The following is a 14,178-nucleotide window of genomic DNA, read 5'->3' as shown; positions in this document are numbered from 1 at the left end:
CTTGAGCATTCACCGCATCTTGCCGCCGAAACCAGTGAGGAACGCCGTGAGATTGTCGCCGAGTTCGTCGCAGAGGTAGCCGCCCTCCTGGACGATGACCGTCGGCAGGTCGAGCTTTGCGATGGCCTCGCCGATGCGCGAGAAGCCAGGCGTCGTCACCGAAAGTCCGCCGAACGGATCGCCCTCGAACGCGTCGAGGCCGAGCGCCACAACGAGCGCGTCGGGCGAAAAGGCACGGATGCGCTGGAAGGCCGTCTCGAGCGCTTCGAGAAACGCCGCGTCGGCGGATTTGCGCGGCAGCGGCAGGTTGAAATTGTAGCCGAGGCCGGGCCCTTCGCCGCGCTCGTCGGCATGGCCCCAGAAGAACGGATAGAAGCGCACCGGATCGGCGTGCAGCGAGACGGTCAGCACATCCGGCCGTGCATAGAAGATGCCTTGCGTGCCGTTGCCGTGATGCAGGTCGACATCGAGGATCGCCACCCGTGCGGCCTGTTTGCGCAGAACCTGCGCGGCGACGGCCGAGTTGTTGATGAAACAGAAGCCGCCGGCGACATCGGCAAAGGCATGGTGGCCGGGCGGGCGGCACAGCGCGTAGGCGGCCGGCGCGCCTGATATCACCGCCTCGGCGGCTTCGACCGCGCTCCAGGCGCTCCACAGCGCGCTCTGCCATGTTTCGCCCGAGATCGGGCAGGCAGTGTCGGCCATGTGATAGCCGGCCTGGCCGACCGCCGAGGCCGGATAGGAGCCGTTGCGCGCGATCGGATGGATGTTGGGGATCACTTCGGCCGAAGCGCCCTCGATGCGCTGCCAGCGCGCGTAGATATGCTCGAGGAAATCCAGATATTCCGGCGTGTGCACCGCCGCGGCCGGGCCGAGCCCATGATCCCGAGGTCGCTCGATCGTGCAACCCGCAGATAGTGCGCCGACCAACAATCTCTCGATGCGCTCCGGCTTTTCCGGATTGGGCTGTGCCGCGCCGCTCGAAAGAAAGGCCTTGGGGTCGTGGCGCTTCTGTTCCTCGGCATAGAAGGCTTTCATTCCTGATCCCCGTTTTCCGGCGCGTCGGCGAAAGCAAAGAAGGCCTCGCCGATGATTTTCTGGGTCTGTTCGTAGCTCGACCAGGCGATGCCCAGCCTCTCGTAGAAGGCCTTGGCCCCTTCATTGTCGGTGTCGACGGACAGCCGGAGATAGACGCCGCCTTCCTTCCGGCACTGCGCCGCAACGTGCCGCAGCAGCCGCTCGCCGATCTTGCGGCCGCGAAACCGGTCTTCGACATAGAGGTCCTGCACATAGACGCCAGGCCGCCCCATCCATGTCGAAAAGATCGGGAAATGCAGGCAAAGGCCGGCAAACTCGCCGCCCACTTCGGCGATCAGGGTGGAGAAAGCGGGCTTTTCACCAAAGCCGTAGGTGCGCAAATCATCTGCTGTCGAAATGATCTCCTCGGGCGCACCGATATGCGTGCCGAGTTTCAGGATCGCGGCGTGGATGGTTTCGACGTCTTCCACTCGGCCGGGGCGGAGGCGGATTTTGGGCGAGGCAATCATTTCAGGTTCATCTCAGATCAGCATCTCAAAACGCCACCCGGTCGCCGCCCTTGAGCGCCAGCATGTCGCGCGCTTCGGTGGGCGTTGCAACCTCCAGCGACAGCCCGTCGAGAATGCCACGGATACGGCGCACCTGATCGGCATTGGATTTCGCCAGCTGGCGGCCGTCATAGAGACTGTCCTCCAGCCCGACACGGACATTGCCGCCCATGGCTGCTGCAATTGAGATCAGCGGCATCTGCTGGCGGCCGGCGGCGAGCACCGAGAACTGGTAGCTGTCGCCGAACAATTTGTCGGCGATCCGCTTCATGTGGACGAGATTGTCCGGGTCGGCGCCGATGCCGCCCAATATGCCAAGGACGAATTGGATGAACAGCGGTCCCGACACCAACCCCCGATCGCGAAAATGCGCCAGCGAATAGAGATGGCCGACATCATAGCATTCGAATTCGAAGCGCGTGCCGCAGCCCTTTCCCAGTCTTTCCAGCACCGCTTCCATATCGGCGAAGGTGTTCTTGAAGATCGTGTCGCGGGTGGCTTCCAGCAGCTTGGGTTCCCATTCGTGCTGCCATTCCCTCGGCTTGTCGAGCATCGGGAACAGCGCGAAATTCATCGAACCCATGTTGAGCGAGCACATTTCGGGTTCGGCCCGCAAAGGGGCTGCCAGCCGCTGGTCCAGCGTCATCAGCGACGAGCCGCCGGTGGTGATGTTGATCACTGCATCGGTCGCCTGCTTGATGCGCGGCAGGAACTGCATGTAGACGTCCGGATCGGCGGTCGGGCGGCCATCTCTGGGGTCGCGGGCGTGCAGATGCAGGATCGAGGCGCCGGCTTCCGCCGCCGCGATCGCGTCTGCGGCGATCTGGTCCGGCGTCACCGGCAGATAGGGCGACATGGACGGCGTGTGCACCGAGCCGGTGACGGCGCAGGTGATGATGACTTTTCGCGGTGCCATTTCTTACCCCTGGCCTCCGACCGGCAGGTCGAGCTCGGCGGCCAGAACCTCCAGCGAGTCACCGATGATGGAGATGATCTCGCCGACCTGCTCGGCCGTGACGATCATCGGTGGCGCGACCATGAAATTGTCGCCGTCGACGCCGCCCTTGACCCTGCGGCCATAGATGATCAGCCCGCGTTCATAGGCGAGGTCGAGCAGCCGCTGCGTGGCTTTCTTGTTCTGGTCGATCGGTTTTAGGGTCTCGGGATCGGCGACCATCTGGGCGCCGGTGAGCAGGCCCTTGCCACGCACGTCGGCAAGGAACGGAAACCGCTTCGCCAGGCCTTTAAGCCCGTCCATCAGCACGTCGCCCATGGCTGCCGCATTGGCGATCAGGTCGAGCCGGTCCATTTCGCCGAGCACAGCCAGGCCGGCGGCACAGGCCAGCGGATTGCCGGCATAGGTGTGGCCGTGCTGGAAGCCGCCGGAGGCGAGCAACGGCTGCACCAGCCGCATCGGTGCGGCGAGTGCGCCAAGCGGCGCATATCCGGAGCCCAGCCCCTTCGACAAGGCGACGATGTCTGGCTTGCAGTTCCAGTGATCGCCGCCGAGGAATTTGCCGGTGCGGCCGGCACCGCTCATGACTTCGTCATGGATGAGCAGGATGCCGTAGCGGTCGCAGATCTCGCGGATGCGCGGATAGTAGCTGTCGGGCGCAACCAGGGCTGAGGTCGCAGCGCCGCCGATCGGCTCCATGATGAAGGCAACCACGCTGTCCGGGCCTTCCGCAAGAATCTTCTCCTCCAGCATGTCGGCATAGCGGATGCCGCGCTGCTCAATCGAGAGATTGTCGCGGTCGCGCCAGGCATTCGGCGCCGGCACGGTTGGCATCACCCGCATCATCGGCTCGAACGTTTCGGCCAGCGCATCGTCGCCGGTGATCGAGAGCGAACCCAACGTGCCGCCATGATAGGAGGGGAAACGCGTGATCACCTTCCAGCGGCTGGCCTGGCCGGTGGCGACCGCCCATTGCCGCGCCAGCTTGATGCAGGATTCCGTCGCCTCCGAGCCACCGGAGACGAAGAAGATGCGGTCCATGCCCTCCGGCAGCTTGCCGGCCAACTCCCGCGCCAACTCCTCCGCCGGCTCGTTCTCGAAATGCAGCCGATAGGCGAAGGTGGCGCGGTCCATCTGCCGCTTCATGGCGTCGAGCACATTGCGATTGGAATGGCCGATATTGGCCACCATCGGGCCGCTCGAGCCATCGATGAAGCGGCGGCCGTCCTGCGTCCACATGTAGATGCCTTCGGCGCGGTCGATCAGCGGCCGGCGCAGGCTGGACAGATAGAACAGATGCGAGTCTCGCCGGGCTTCGGTTTCTTGAACGGCGGATTGGACTTTCGACATGTCAGGACTTTCCGAGGTAACGATCGAGGACATTTTTCGTGACGCGTTCGACCATCGGGTCCTGTCTTAGCAGGCCGGCGACCCATTCGCAGCTTCCGGCATGGAACACCTCGCCCTTGCCGCGCGGGAAATTGACGATCATGCCGTTGCCGCGTTTGACCTTTTCCAGATTGGCGTCGCTCGCCTCGCCAAATAGCGTTTCGGCGGTGAAGCGGCCGTCTTCGTCGGTGAGGAACTGGTCCTCGATCGGGATATCGGCGCTTTCCTCGACCTGGGAGGCCATGCCGACGGCGAGAACCTGCAGGCCATCTGGCGCGCCGCTGGTCGCAGTCGGGTAGGGCAGGCCGCCGCGTATCTCGAAGTCGAGCCCGTCGACCTCATAGCCATAGACATGGCTGTCGGCGCCCAGCAGGTCGCCATAGTAGATGCCGGTGCCGGCGAAGGCCCAATGCTCGGGCCGGTAGACCGGGAAACCACGCACGCCGCGCGGTGCACAGCCGCCCCAGCCGGCATAGACACCGCGCGTCGCGTTGAGCCCGAAGGTCGCCGAACCCGGCCGGCCGATTTCCGGCGCCTCCCAGGAATTGGTGGCACGGGTGACGTCGCCGTCTGGGAGATAGGCCGGATCTTCGGCACGCGAGCGATATTTGTAGCAGACCTGCCGGCGGCCCTCGTCTTCGAACCGCGTCTGCCACATGAAATTGCCGGCAAAGCGCGCTGCATGGCCACCGCGCTCGACATAGGCGTCGACGGCATCGCGCATTTCCCAGGTCCAGTATTCGTCATGGCCGACGAACACGGCGCAGTCATAGCCGTCGAGAATTTCCGGCGAAAAATGCAGATCATGCTGGCTGGCGAGATCGACGCCATAGCCGGCCTGTTCGGCGAAGCGGAAAAAATGGCTGTCGTAGCTGGCCCAGCCGGACGAAGCGTATTTCTTCGAATGGCCGGTGGCGAGCGCCCACTCCATGTGCGGATAGCGCGGCACGGTCTTCGGCGGCACAGCGACCTCCAGCGGCACACGCGGCGCATCCTTGGGCAGCACGACGAAGCCACGGCACCAGGGGCGCTGCGTCGAGACGATGGGCGAATACTGGTTGCGATCCGGCCCGGTGATGCCCTGATAATGGTTGGAGCCGCCCCAGGTGTTGTAGGCCAGCCATGTGCCTGTCGCCGCCACCTGGAGCACGCGGCCAGGTTTGCGGCCCGGCTGCGGGCAGACGATGAAAATATGGTGGCATTGGATCGGCTTGCCGTCGAGCCCGTCGGCGGTCAGCGTGACCCGATAGGCGCCGGACGGCCAGTCGTTCTCTACACGGAATTCAAACGAGGCTTCCCAACCGCAGCCTTCAGCCGAACACTGGTCGGGTGTGTCCTGCCAGCGTGCCGCGATGCCCGATTTCTCGAATACTTTGTTTTCGCTGCCGCCATCTCGGGTGATTGTGATGCCGAACGTCGCAGCTGTCGAACTGACATGCAAAGCCACCGTTTCGCCGGCGCGATAGGAAAACCGGTCGCTGTAGCACCAGATCTCGCCGCGCTCGCCATCCATGCCTGGCCACTCGTAATAGTGGCCGCGCACCGCGTGGCGGCGCTGCTCCGGCGTCAGTCCGAAATCGGGGAATTCCGTGTTTGGGCTGGTCATGGTCATCCTCAGGCGGAAAGATATTTCTTGAGGAAGCTGCGCGTGCGGTCCTTCTGCGGCGCGCGGAACATGTCGCCGGGCGGGCCTTCCTCGACGATCACGCCGCCATCCATGAACAGCACCCTGTCGGCCACTTCGCCGGCAAAGCGCATCTCATGCGTTACGATGAGCATGGTCATGTGTTCGGCGGCAAGCTGTTTCATCACCGCGTTGACCTCGTCGACCAGTTCCGGATCGAGCGCCGAGGTGGCTTCGTCGAACAGCATCACCTTGGGCTGCATCGCCAGCGCACGGGCAATGGCCACACGCTGCTTCTGGCCGCCCGAAAGCCGCGAGGGGTAGGCGTCGATCTTGTCGGCGAGCCCGACCTTGGACAAAAGGCTATGCGCCAGCGCATGCGCGTCACTTTTGGTCATGCCTTTGAGGATGATCGGTCCCATGCAAATGTTCTCGATCACGGTCAGATGCGGGAACAGATTGAAGTGCTGAAACACCATGCCCATCTGCTGGCGCACCTTGTTGATGTGCCGCTCGAAGGCATGGCCGTGCAGCTTCTGGTTGACCTGCACGCCGTCGAGCCAGACTTCACCGGAGTCCAGGGATTCCAAATGGTTGATGGAGCGCAGCAGCGTGCTCTTGCCGGAGCCACTCGGGCCGATGATGGCGACGATCTGCCCGCGATCGACCGACAGGCCTATGCCTTTGAGAACCTCGACGGCGCCAAACGATTTGCGCGCGCCGCGAACCTCGACCATTGGCCGCTGCGTGCTCATCGGGAAACCTCCACATGTCTTTCAAACCGACGCAAAGCCGCCTCGAGCACAAGATTGAGAATGTAATAAAGCGCCGCTGCGGTGATGTAGAACTCGAACGGGCGGAACGTTTCGCTGATCGCCAGCTGGGCCGAATGGACCAACTCGGCGATGCCGATGACCGAGACGATCGAGGATTCCTTCAACAGCGCGATCAGATTGCCGCCGATCGGTGGTGCCGTGTTGCGGATGGCTTGCGGTATCACGACATGGCGCAGCGTCTGCCACTTGCCGAAGCCGATGCTGCGCGCACCCTCCGTCTGGCCGACATCGACGGCCACGATGCCGGCGCGGATGATGTCGGCATTGTAGACGGCAAAGTGCAGGCCGAGCCCAACAATGCCGGCGGCAAGGGCAGGAATGTCGATGCCGATCTGCACCAAGCCAAAATAGATCAGGAACAGCTGCAACAGCAGCGGCGTACCCATGAACACCCACATGAGGGCGCGCACGGGATAGGCGACGATCTTCGGAGCGTAGAGCACGATGACCGCGAACAGGATGCCGCCGACGAAGCTGAGTGCGCCCGCCGAGACCGTCAGCACCCCCGTCCACCAGGCACCAATCAACAGAAGGTCCCAGTAGGGCGCGACGACGGTGAAATCCAAACCTTGCATCGTGCTCTCCGGTCAGACGATGGCGAAGCGTTTGTCGAGCAGGTCGACGACCCGCGCAACCGCGTAGACCATGATCATGTAGAGCAGGGCTGCAACGCCGAATATCTCGAACGGCTTGTAGGTGGAGCCGATGAAGCGCTGGGCGGTGTAGGTCAGTTCGACGACTGAAATGGTCGACACAAGTGCTGATCCCTTCAACAAAGCAACCGTATTGACCCCGAGCGGCCGGATCATCAGCCGTGCGGCCTGCGGCAGCACGACCTTGCGCAAGGTCTGGAAACGGCTGAAGCCTATTGTGCGGGCGGCCTCCGTCTGGCCCCTGTCGACCGCGACCAGCGCACCACGGATCGATTCCGCCATATAGGCGCCGATGTTTAGACCGAGGCCGATAACGCCGGCGGCGAACGGCTCCAGATTGATGCCGATCTGCGGGCCGCCGAAATAGAGCACGAAGAGCTGGATCAGGCACGGCGTGCCGCGAAACAGGCTGACATAGAGCGTGCCGATGGTCCGCAGGATTGCCGATTTCGACATCTTGGCGGCCGCGGCCAATGAAGCAGCCGCGAGGCCCAGGATCAGGGCCAACACCGTGATCTCGATCGTCACCAAGGCGGCCTCCACGAAGAACGGGAAGACGCGCTGCATCAAGGAGAAATCCATGAAAGGGTCCAGCAGGAGTAACGCTCGGCTTCAGGCGGCTTTGGTCGCCTGAAGCCAGGAGAGATCAGCGGATGTCGCTGCCGACCCACTTCATCGAGATCTTTTCGTAGCTGCCGTCCGCCAGCATGTCGTCCAGCGCCTTCTGCATCGCAGCCTTGAGCTCCGGATTGTCCTTGCGGATGGCGATGCCGATGGCAACAGCGCCGCCTTCGATATCGGGCGTGTTGAGCTTGCGGACCTTCTCGCCCGTCTCCTTGACGGCAACCATGACCGGAATGTTGTCGACGACTATCGCGTCGACGCGGCCGGCCCTCAGTTCCAGCAGCAGTTCCGGCAGGCCCTTGTAGGTACGGATATCCCAGCCGCCCTTTTCGCGCGCCCATTTCTCATGCGTCTCGCCCAGCGTCACGCCAATGGTCTTGCCCTTGAGGTCGTCGAGGCTCTGCACTTTCGACTGCTCGCTGACGAAAACGGCGCGGCCGGCGTGGTAGTAAGGCCCGACGAAATCGACCACCTTCTCACGCTCAGGCGTGATCGTCATCGAGCCAACGACGGTGTCGTATTTGTTGGCGAGCAGGCCGGCAATGATGCCGTCCCAGGCCGTGGTGATGATGGTGCCCTTGACACCGATGCGCTCGGCGATGGCCTTGCCGATATCGGCGTCGAAACCGACGACTTCATTCTGGTCGTTGACGAAGTTGAAGGGCGGATACTGACCGCTCATGGCAATCTTCAGCTCGCCCGCCGCCTTGATCTTTTCGAGGTCGTCGGCCCTGGCCGAAACGGCAGTGAAGGTCGACGCAAGCAGCAGGGCCGCAACGGCGATGCCGGAAAATACTCTGTTCATCTGATTTCCTCTCCTCTGGATGGCGCGCAAGATTTGTTCTTGGGAGGCGTGCAGACGCTTTCCTGTCATCAATGATTGCCTTTGCGGTATCATTGCGCAAATAGATAATGGGAATAGAGAGCATAGATATCAGGAATGGCACTTCCACGCCCCGAACGGCTGGTCTGGGATCTCGACTGGAACCTTCTGCGGACATTCGTCGTCATCGCGGAGGTGAAGGGCATCACGCGAGCTGCGGAGCGACTGAACCTCAAGCAACCCAGCGTCAGCAATGCTCTGCGGCGGCTGGAGGACCGGGTGGGCCGGCGTCTGGTCGAGCGCGACGCGACGCGCTTCGAACTGACCGAGGTCGGGCGGCTTCTCTACGAGCAGAGCGTCGAGGTGTTCGGCACCATATCGCAGTTGCCGCTGCTGATGCGCGGCATCAGCGACGATGTTACCGGCCATGTGATGATCGCGACGGCAAGCCATGTCGTCTCGCCGCTCTTTGATCAGGCGCTGTCCGAGTTCCACAGCAACTACCCGCACGCCAGCATCACCATTTCAGTCGCAGCAAGCACCGAAGTCGCCAAGCAGGTGAGGGAGCGGCGTGCTTCCTTCGGCATCTGCCTGGTCAGCCAGCGCGATCCGGCGCTGGAATATGCGATGGTCTACCGCGAGTTCTTCGGCTTCTTCTGTGGGCCGCAGCACAGGCTTTATGGGCAAACCGGGCTGACGCTGACCGATCTCCGGGGCGAGCCCTCGGTATCGTTCCAGACCGACCACATCTCGGATGCGTTGCGGCCGGTCGCGCTGTTGCGCAGCGAGGCCCGGCTCAACGCCGATGTCGTCGGCGTGTCCTCGAGCCTGGAAGAGGTGCGGCGCATGATCGTCGCCGGGTTGGGCATTGGGCCGCTGCCGCTGCACGTCGCGCGGCGGGACGTGGCGGATGGAATGCTGTGGCGGCTGCCGCCCTATGACGCGCCGCCGGCCATCGACATCTTCCTGCTGGTCAATCCGGACAAGGTGATGAACCGCGCCGAGAAGGCGCTGCTGTCAGGGCTGCAGACGCTGATTGCCGACACGCCCCTCGAGGACCGCATCTACATAGGCTGACGGGCGGAGACAGGCTTATTCGATCAGGAAGGCCGAAGAGCGGTCGCGCATCGGCTCGTCCAGAGCGACCGAGGCGCGCGCGGCAAGGTCGAAGCGCACGCTTGTCGTCCGGCTCGATGCGCGGACAATGCCGTCGAGCGAGCCCAACATCACCTGTTCGAAGGTGATGGAGGTGCGGCCGATCTTCACGACATGCGAGCGGATGGTGATGAGCGCACCGGCTTTCGTTTCATGCCGATAGTCGATTTCGGTGCGCACGTCGGCCCATCCGATCTGCGACGCCTGGTTGTCGTCCTGTCCGGCGATATGGCCGAGAAGCTGGAAGCTGGCATCATCGAACATCGCCGCGTAGTGACGCACATTCACGTGCCCCATCACGTCGCACATCCAGGGATGAGCGACGCCGACAAAGGTGACGAGAGATTTGCTCATGGGGATTTGCTCCGTGGCCTTCGACGATCGCGCAGACGCAATATCGAAACGCGCGACGACAGGCAAACGATCTGCTGTCCCTGGCATCTTCGAACCGAGAATGGCCTTCGGACTTCGTATTCGTTAGCCGCACCCTTGGCCACCTCCATCAAACGGACTATCTCAGGGGTGGCGGCGTTTCCGCCACGGGGGTCGGCATGCTCAGAGTGCAAAAGGTCAAGGTCGACGAGATCTACGTGCCGACGGCGCGCAAGAAGACGCTGCATCCCGAGACCGTCCGCCATCTCGCCGAGGACATTCTGGAAAACGGCATGAAGACGCCGATCCAGGTCCGCCATGACGGCAAGCGCCACATCCTCGTCGAAGGCCTGCACCGGCTGGAAGCGGCAAAGTGGCTCGGCGAGACCGAGATCGAGGCCTATCTGGTGCAAGCCAAGCGCCACTGAGGCTTTGGCCCATCGATCACTTCGTCATCCTCGGGTCTCCGCGACGGAGCTGCGTTCCTGCTCCGCCCGTGGATGACGAAGGTGAGTGACGCCTCGGGTCAATCGAAACGGTGTCGCAAAATTTTCGCTGGCCGATGTCGGCTTGCGGTTCATCGGCTCGTCCTTGGGACGGAAGCCAGATCAAACGCAGGACGCCATCATGACCACCAAGCTCGACATCGCCCCCACCAACGACCGCGAACTGGTTCTCGCCCGCATCATCGATGCGCCGCGCGAGAACGTCTATCGCTGCTGGACCGATCCGAAACTGATCACGCGCTGGTTCTCGCCAAAACCGTGGACGACGCCGCGCGCGGAGATGGATGTGCGCGCCGGTGGCTCGAGCCTTGTCGTCATGGCCAGCCCGGACGGCAACGAGTTCCCCAACCCAGGTGTCTTCCTCGAAGTCGTTGCCGGCAGGAAGATCGTCCTCACCGACGCCTACACTGAGGCTTGGCAGCCTTCGGAAAAGCCGTTCATGACCGTCGCGCTGACCTTCGAGGACGAGGGCAACGGCAAGACCCGCTACATCGCTCGGGTCAGGCACTGGAGCGTCGCCGACCGCGAACAGCATGAGAAGATGGGGTTCCACGAGGGCTGGGGACAGTGCGCCGACCAGCTCGAAGAACTCGCCAAAACGCTTTGATCCGCATAACGCCTTGATATCGACAGGAGAGGAGATCGATATGTTCAAAATCCTGTTTCTCGCCATTTTTGCTTCGGCCGCAGCACTGCTTGCCTGCCCGGGCATCACCAATGCAGAGGAGACAAAACCTGCCATGACGACTGAAACGAATGCACTGCCGAAGCCGGAAAAGTCCGGCCTTCTGACGATCAACGGCCTGAACTACTACTATGCAATCTATGGCAAGGGCGAGCCGCTGCTTCTGCTGCATGGTGGTCTTGGCACCACGGATATGTTCGCGCCGATCCTGCCGAAACTTGCCGAAAACCGCACCGTCATCGGCGTCGACCTGCAGGGTCACGGCCGCACCGCGCTGGGTGACCGACCATTCACCGTGGAGGCGATGGGCGACGACATGGCCGCCATCGTCAAGGCGCTCGGTTACAGCCAGGTCGATGTCATGGGCTATTCGCTGGGCGGCGGCGTCGCCTTCCGCATGGCCGTCCAGCATCCCGAAGCGGTGCGCCGCCTCGTCCTGGTATCGACCGGCTACGCCACGGACGGCTTCTATGACGAGATGCGTCCGCAGCAGGCACAGGTGAGCGCAGCCGCGGCTGAGTTCATGAAGGACACGCCGATGTACAAATCCTACGTCGCGGTGGCGCCGCATCCGGAGGAGTTCCCGAAGCTCCTCGATGCGCTGGGCGGCTTCATGCGTCAGAACCGCGATTACTCGGCCGATGTCGCCAAGCTGAAGATGCCTGTCATGCTGGTCTATGGCGACAGCGATATGTATAAGCCCGAACACGAGATCAAGTTCTATCAGATGCTCGGCGGCGGACTGAAGGACGCCGGCTGGATGCGCGAGAACCTGTCGCAGAACCGCCTGGCGATCCTGCCCAACCGCACCCACTACGATGTCTTCTTCGCCCCGGAGCTGACGGCCGCCGCGCTGCCGTTCCTAAACGGCCAGACCAAGGTCAAGACCTGGGACGAGGTCGTCGGCGAAATGGAGTGAACGCCAAAACCGCCGACTGTTGGCGGGCAGCCGGCATTCCGTGGCTCCATGACGGCTTTCGGCGTCATGGCTTCATCCCAACTCGCATCAGCACAAGCGATGACATTGCATCAAAGCTTTTCAATTGACCCAATCGGCCCCGCCGATACGTTGCGCGCCTATTCTCTCCCACCAGTGGATCCAGACAATGGCAAGATATGAGGGCGGATGCCTGTGCAAGGCGGTGCGCTACCGCGCGGACGCGGCTCCCATCAACGAACGCGTCTGCCACTGCCGGCTTTGCCAGAAGGCGATCGGCGCCGCCTTCAACGCACGCGTGCTGTTTCGCATCGAGGACGTGACGATCGATGGGCCGCTGGCGACTATAGGCTCTTCACCGGATCTCAAGCGCGGCTTTTGCCCGAGCTGCGGCACAACGCTGTTCTCCCGACGTGATTCCGCAGGCATTATCGGCATCACCACCGGTTCGCTCGACGATCCCACGGTTTTCAAGCCGCAAATGCATATTTTCACGGCCTCGAAGCAGCCTTGGCTGGTGCTTGATGACGGCCTGCCGAAATACGAAGGCGCCCCTCCGCCAGGCTAATTTTTCCCTTCTCCCCTTGTTGTGGAAGAAGGTGGATCGACGCGCAGCGCCAGGGGAAGGGAAGAGCGCAAGCATGGCCAAAATTTAATCCAAATCGACACGAGATAGCCGGCAAAGCGTCATTGGCGAGCCATCTTTGTCGTCCTATTTAAGGGTCGCGGGTACGGCATTCGAGGAGACGACGGATGAACGACAGCATCAGCACCCTGGACGAGCTTTTGAGCGATCCGATGGTCCTGCTTGTGATGGAGCGCGATCGTGTGCGTCCCGAACAGGTGCGCATGCTGCTCGAACGGGCTCGCCGGCCTTCGACCGATGAGCCCGAAGTGCCGCCGGCGCATGTGATCGCCAGGACATGCCAGAAACTCTGGCTCTGCCCGTAGTCGCTTTGCGATTTTCCCTGTGTACCTCAAGCCGGCCCCAAGGTGGGCCGGTTTTCGAACGGCGTGCACCTCGGCGTGCCAGCTTACAAATCCGTAAATTGATTATCCGGCCCATGACGATAAGGCTTGCCCGGGATTGACCGATGGTCGGTCCACGCAACTCCGATCTCTCATGCACGGAATTCGATTTTGGCCGATATCTGCACCCAAGGCCTCGACACGGGCTTCGTCGGCCTGGGGTTCGCCAAGGTGGCGTTCCTCGGCGTGGTGCAAGGCATCACGGAACTGCTGCCAATTTCCTCGACTGCCCATATGCGCATCGTGCCGGCCGTGCTCGGCTGGCAGGATCCTGGCTCCGCCTTCTCCGCCGCCATGCAGCTTGCGGCCCTTGCCGCGGTGGTCAGCTATTTCTGGAGCGACGTCAGGGATATCCTGTTTGGATCGCTCGACGCTCTGGCGCGACGCGATTTCGCCGACCGGCATTTCAAGCTGGCGCTCTGGATCGTGCTGGCGACGATCCCCATCGTCATCGCCGGCGTTGCGCTGTCGGGCCTGCTCAACGCCTGCAATTCGCCGCTGCGTAGCCTGACGGTGATCGGCTGGGCCTGCATCGCCATGGCTATCCTGCTGGCGCTGGCCGAGATCTTCGCCCGTCACCGGCGCAGCATGGGCGATGCGTCGCTGACCGATGCGCTGCTCGTCGGTATCGCCCAGATCGGCGCGCTTGTCCCCGGCGTCTCGCGCTCGGGCTCGACCCTGACAGCGGCACTGGGGCTCGGCTTCAAGCGGGCCGAAGCGGCGCGCTTCTCATTCCTGCTCGGGCTGCCTGCCATCGCGCTCGCCGGCCTCAAGGAACTCTGGGAACTGCACAAGGTCCATCTCGACGCCCATGGCTGGTCGGTGCTTGCTGTCGGGCTGGTCGTCGCGTCGATCTCCGCCTTCTTCGCCATATGGGGGCTGATGCGCGTGCTGGAGCGTTTCTCGGCTTGGCCGTTCGTCATCTATCGCGGCCTGCTCGGCATCGTCTTGTTGTCGAGCGTCGCCATGGGATGGCTCGTCTAAGGCAGTTCCACAGTATCGCT

17 protein-coding genes are annotated in these 14,178 nt (G+C 62.7%); 7 read left to right on the top strand and 10 right to left on the bottom strand.

The window, feature by feature from the left end; all coding sequences use genetic code 11:
• Positions 1-9: 9 nt before the first annotated feature.
• The 9 genes from LB559_RS01975 to LB559_RS01935 all read right to left on the bottom strand — a co-directional run bounded on the left by LB559_RS01975 (position 10) and on the right by LB559_RS01935 (position 8,472).
• Complete coding sequence (locus LB559_RS01975) at positions 10-1,038, bottom strand: histone deacetylase family protein (RefSeq protein ID WP_224672932.1); 1,029 nt, start codon at positions 1,036-1,038, stop codon at positions 10-12.
• Complete coding sequence (locus tag LB559_RS01970; RefSeq protein WP_064995381.1) at positions 1,035-1,547, bottom strand: GNAT family N-acetyltransferase; 513 nt, start codon at positions 1,545-1,547, stop codon at positions 1,035-1,037. Before LB559_RS01970 ends, LB559_RS01975 begins: the two co-directional genes overlap by 4 nt.
• Before the next feature lie 25 nt (positions 1,548-1,572).
• A complete protein-coding gene (locus LB559_RS01965; protein WP_013532100.1) occupies positions 1,573-2,502 on the bottom strand; it encodes a 3-keto-5-aminohexanoate cleavage protein in 930 nt (309 codons plus the stop codon).
• A gap of 3 nt (positions 2,503-2,505) precedes the next feature.
• On the bottom strand, positions 2,506-3,891 hold the full coding sequence (locus LB559_RS01960) for an aspartate aminotransferase family protein (RefSeq protein ID WP_224672931.1): 1,386 nt from the start codon (positions 3,889-3,891) through the stop codon (positions 2,506-2,508).
• Position 3,892: 1 nt separating this feature from the next.
• Positions 3,893-5,536 (bottom strand): N,N-dimethylformamidase beta subunit family domain-containing protein, encoded by a 1,644-nt coding sequence (locus tag LB559_RS01955; RefSeq protein WP_224672930.1) that lies wholly within the window; start codon positions 5,534-5,536, stop codon positions 3,893-3,895.
• A gap of 8 nt (positions 5,537-5,544) precedes the next feature.
• Positions 5,545-6,309: an amino acid ABC transporter ATP-binding protein gene (locus tag LB559_RS01950; protein WP_127367581.1), complete on the bottom strand. Its 765-nt coding sequence runs from the start codon at positions 6,307-6,309 to the stop codon at positions 5,545-5,547.
• Positions 6,306-6,965: an amino acid ABC transporter permease gene (locus tag LB559_RS01945; protein WP_224672929.1), complete on the bottom strand. Its 660-nt coding sequence runs from the start codon at positions 6,963-6,965 to the stop codon at positions 6,306-6,308. The genes LB559_RS01950 and LB559_RS01945 overlap by 4 nt, the downstream gene beginning before the upstream one ends.
• Positions 6,966-6,977: 12 nt before the next feature.
• Positions 6,978-7,625 (bottom strand): amino acid ABC transporter permease, encoded by a 648-nt coding sequence (locus LB559_RS01940; RefSeq protein ID WP_063171988.1) that lies wholly within the window; start codon positions 7,623-7,625, stop codon positions 6,978-6,980.
• Positions 7,626-7,689: 64 nt separating this feature from the next.
• A complete protein-coding gene (locus LB559_RS01935; RefSeq protein WP_224672928.1) occupies positions 7,690-8,472 on the bottom strand; it encodes an ABC transporter substrate-binding protein in 783 nt (260 codons plus the stop codon).
• 135 nt (positions 8,473-8,607) lie between these two features.
• On the opposite strand from LB559_RS01935, the gene LB559_RS01930 reads away from it, so the two are divergent.
• Positions 8,608-9,567, top strand: coding sequence for a LysR family transcriptional regulator (locus LB559_RS01930; RefSeq protein ID WP_013532093.1), 960 nt, complete (start codon positions 8,608-8,610; stop codon positions 9,565-9,567).
• Positions 9,568-9,582: 15 nt separating this feature from the next.
• Here LB559_RS01930 and LB559_RS01925 read toward each other — a convergent pair whose 3' ends face one another.
• The gene (locus LB559_RS01925; RefSeq protein WP_024504355.1) at positions 9,583-9,999 is read right to left on the bottom strand and encodes an acyl-CoA thioesterase; all 417 of its coding nucleotides are present in this window, start codon (positions 9,997-9,999) and stop codon (positions 9,583-9,585) included.
• A gap of 197 nt (positions 10,000-10,196) precedes the next feature.
• Between LB559_RS01925 and LB559_RS01920 the strand changes: the two genes are divergently transcribed.
• The 6 genes from LB559_RS01920 (at position 10,197) to LB559_RS01895 (ending at position 14,158) form a co-directional block, all read left to right on the top strand.
• Positions 10,197-10,445 (top strand): ParB N-terminal domain-containing protein, encoded by a 249-nt coding sequence (locus LB559_RS01920; protein ID WP_013532091.1) that lies wholly within the window; start codon positions 10,197-10,199, stop codon positions 10,443-10,445.
• 199 nt (positions 10,446-10,644) lie between these two features.
• Positions 10,645-11,130: an SRPBCC family protein gene (locus LB559_RS01915; protein WP_024504356.1), complete on the top strand. Its 486-nt coding sequence runs from the start codon at positions 10,645-10,647 to the stop codon at positions 11,128-11,130.
• 40 nt (positions 11,131-11,170) lie between these two features.
• Positions 11,171-12,127 carry an alpha/beta fold hydrolase gene (locus LB559_RS01910; RefSeq protein WP_224672927.1) on the top strand — a complete coding sequence of 319 codons (957 nt, stop codon included), beginning with the start codon at positions 11,171-11,173 and terminating at the stop codon, positions 12,125-12,127.
• Positions 12,128-12,314: 187 nt separating this feature from the next.
• On the top strand, positions 12,315-12,713 hold the full coding sequence (locus tag LB559_RS01905) for a GFA family protein (protein ID WP_013532088.1): 399 nt from the start codon (positions 12,315-12,317) through the stop codon (positions 12,711-12,713).
• 185 nt (positions 12,714-12,898) lie between these two features.
• On the top strand, positions 12,899-13,096 hold the full coding sequence (locus tag LB559_RS01900; RefSeq protein ID WP_013532087.1) for a hypothetical protein: 198 nt from the start codon (positions 12,899-12,901) through the stop codon (positions 13,094-13,096).
• A gap of 189 nt (positions 13,097-13,285) precedes the next feature.
• A complete protein-coding gene (locus LB559_RS01895; RefSeq protein WP_013532086.1) occupies positions 13,286-14,158 on the top strand; it encodes an undecaprenyl-diphosphate phosphatase in 873 nt (290 codons plus the stop codon).
• Positions 14,159-14,178 lie beyond the last annotated feature (20 nt).

Source organism: Mesorhizobium sp. BR1-1-3 (genome assembly GCF_020165455.1).
In the GTDB taxonomy this organism is placed as follows: domain Bacteria; phylum Pseudomonadota; class Alphaproteobacteria; order Rhizobiales; family Rhizobiaceae; genus Mesorhizobium; species Mesorhizobium ciceri.
Note: the sequence above shows the minus strand (reverse complement) of the source record. Positions and strands in the feature narration are given on the sequence as shown.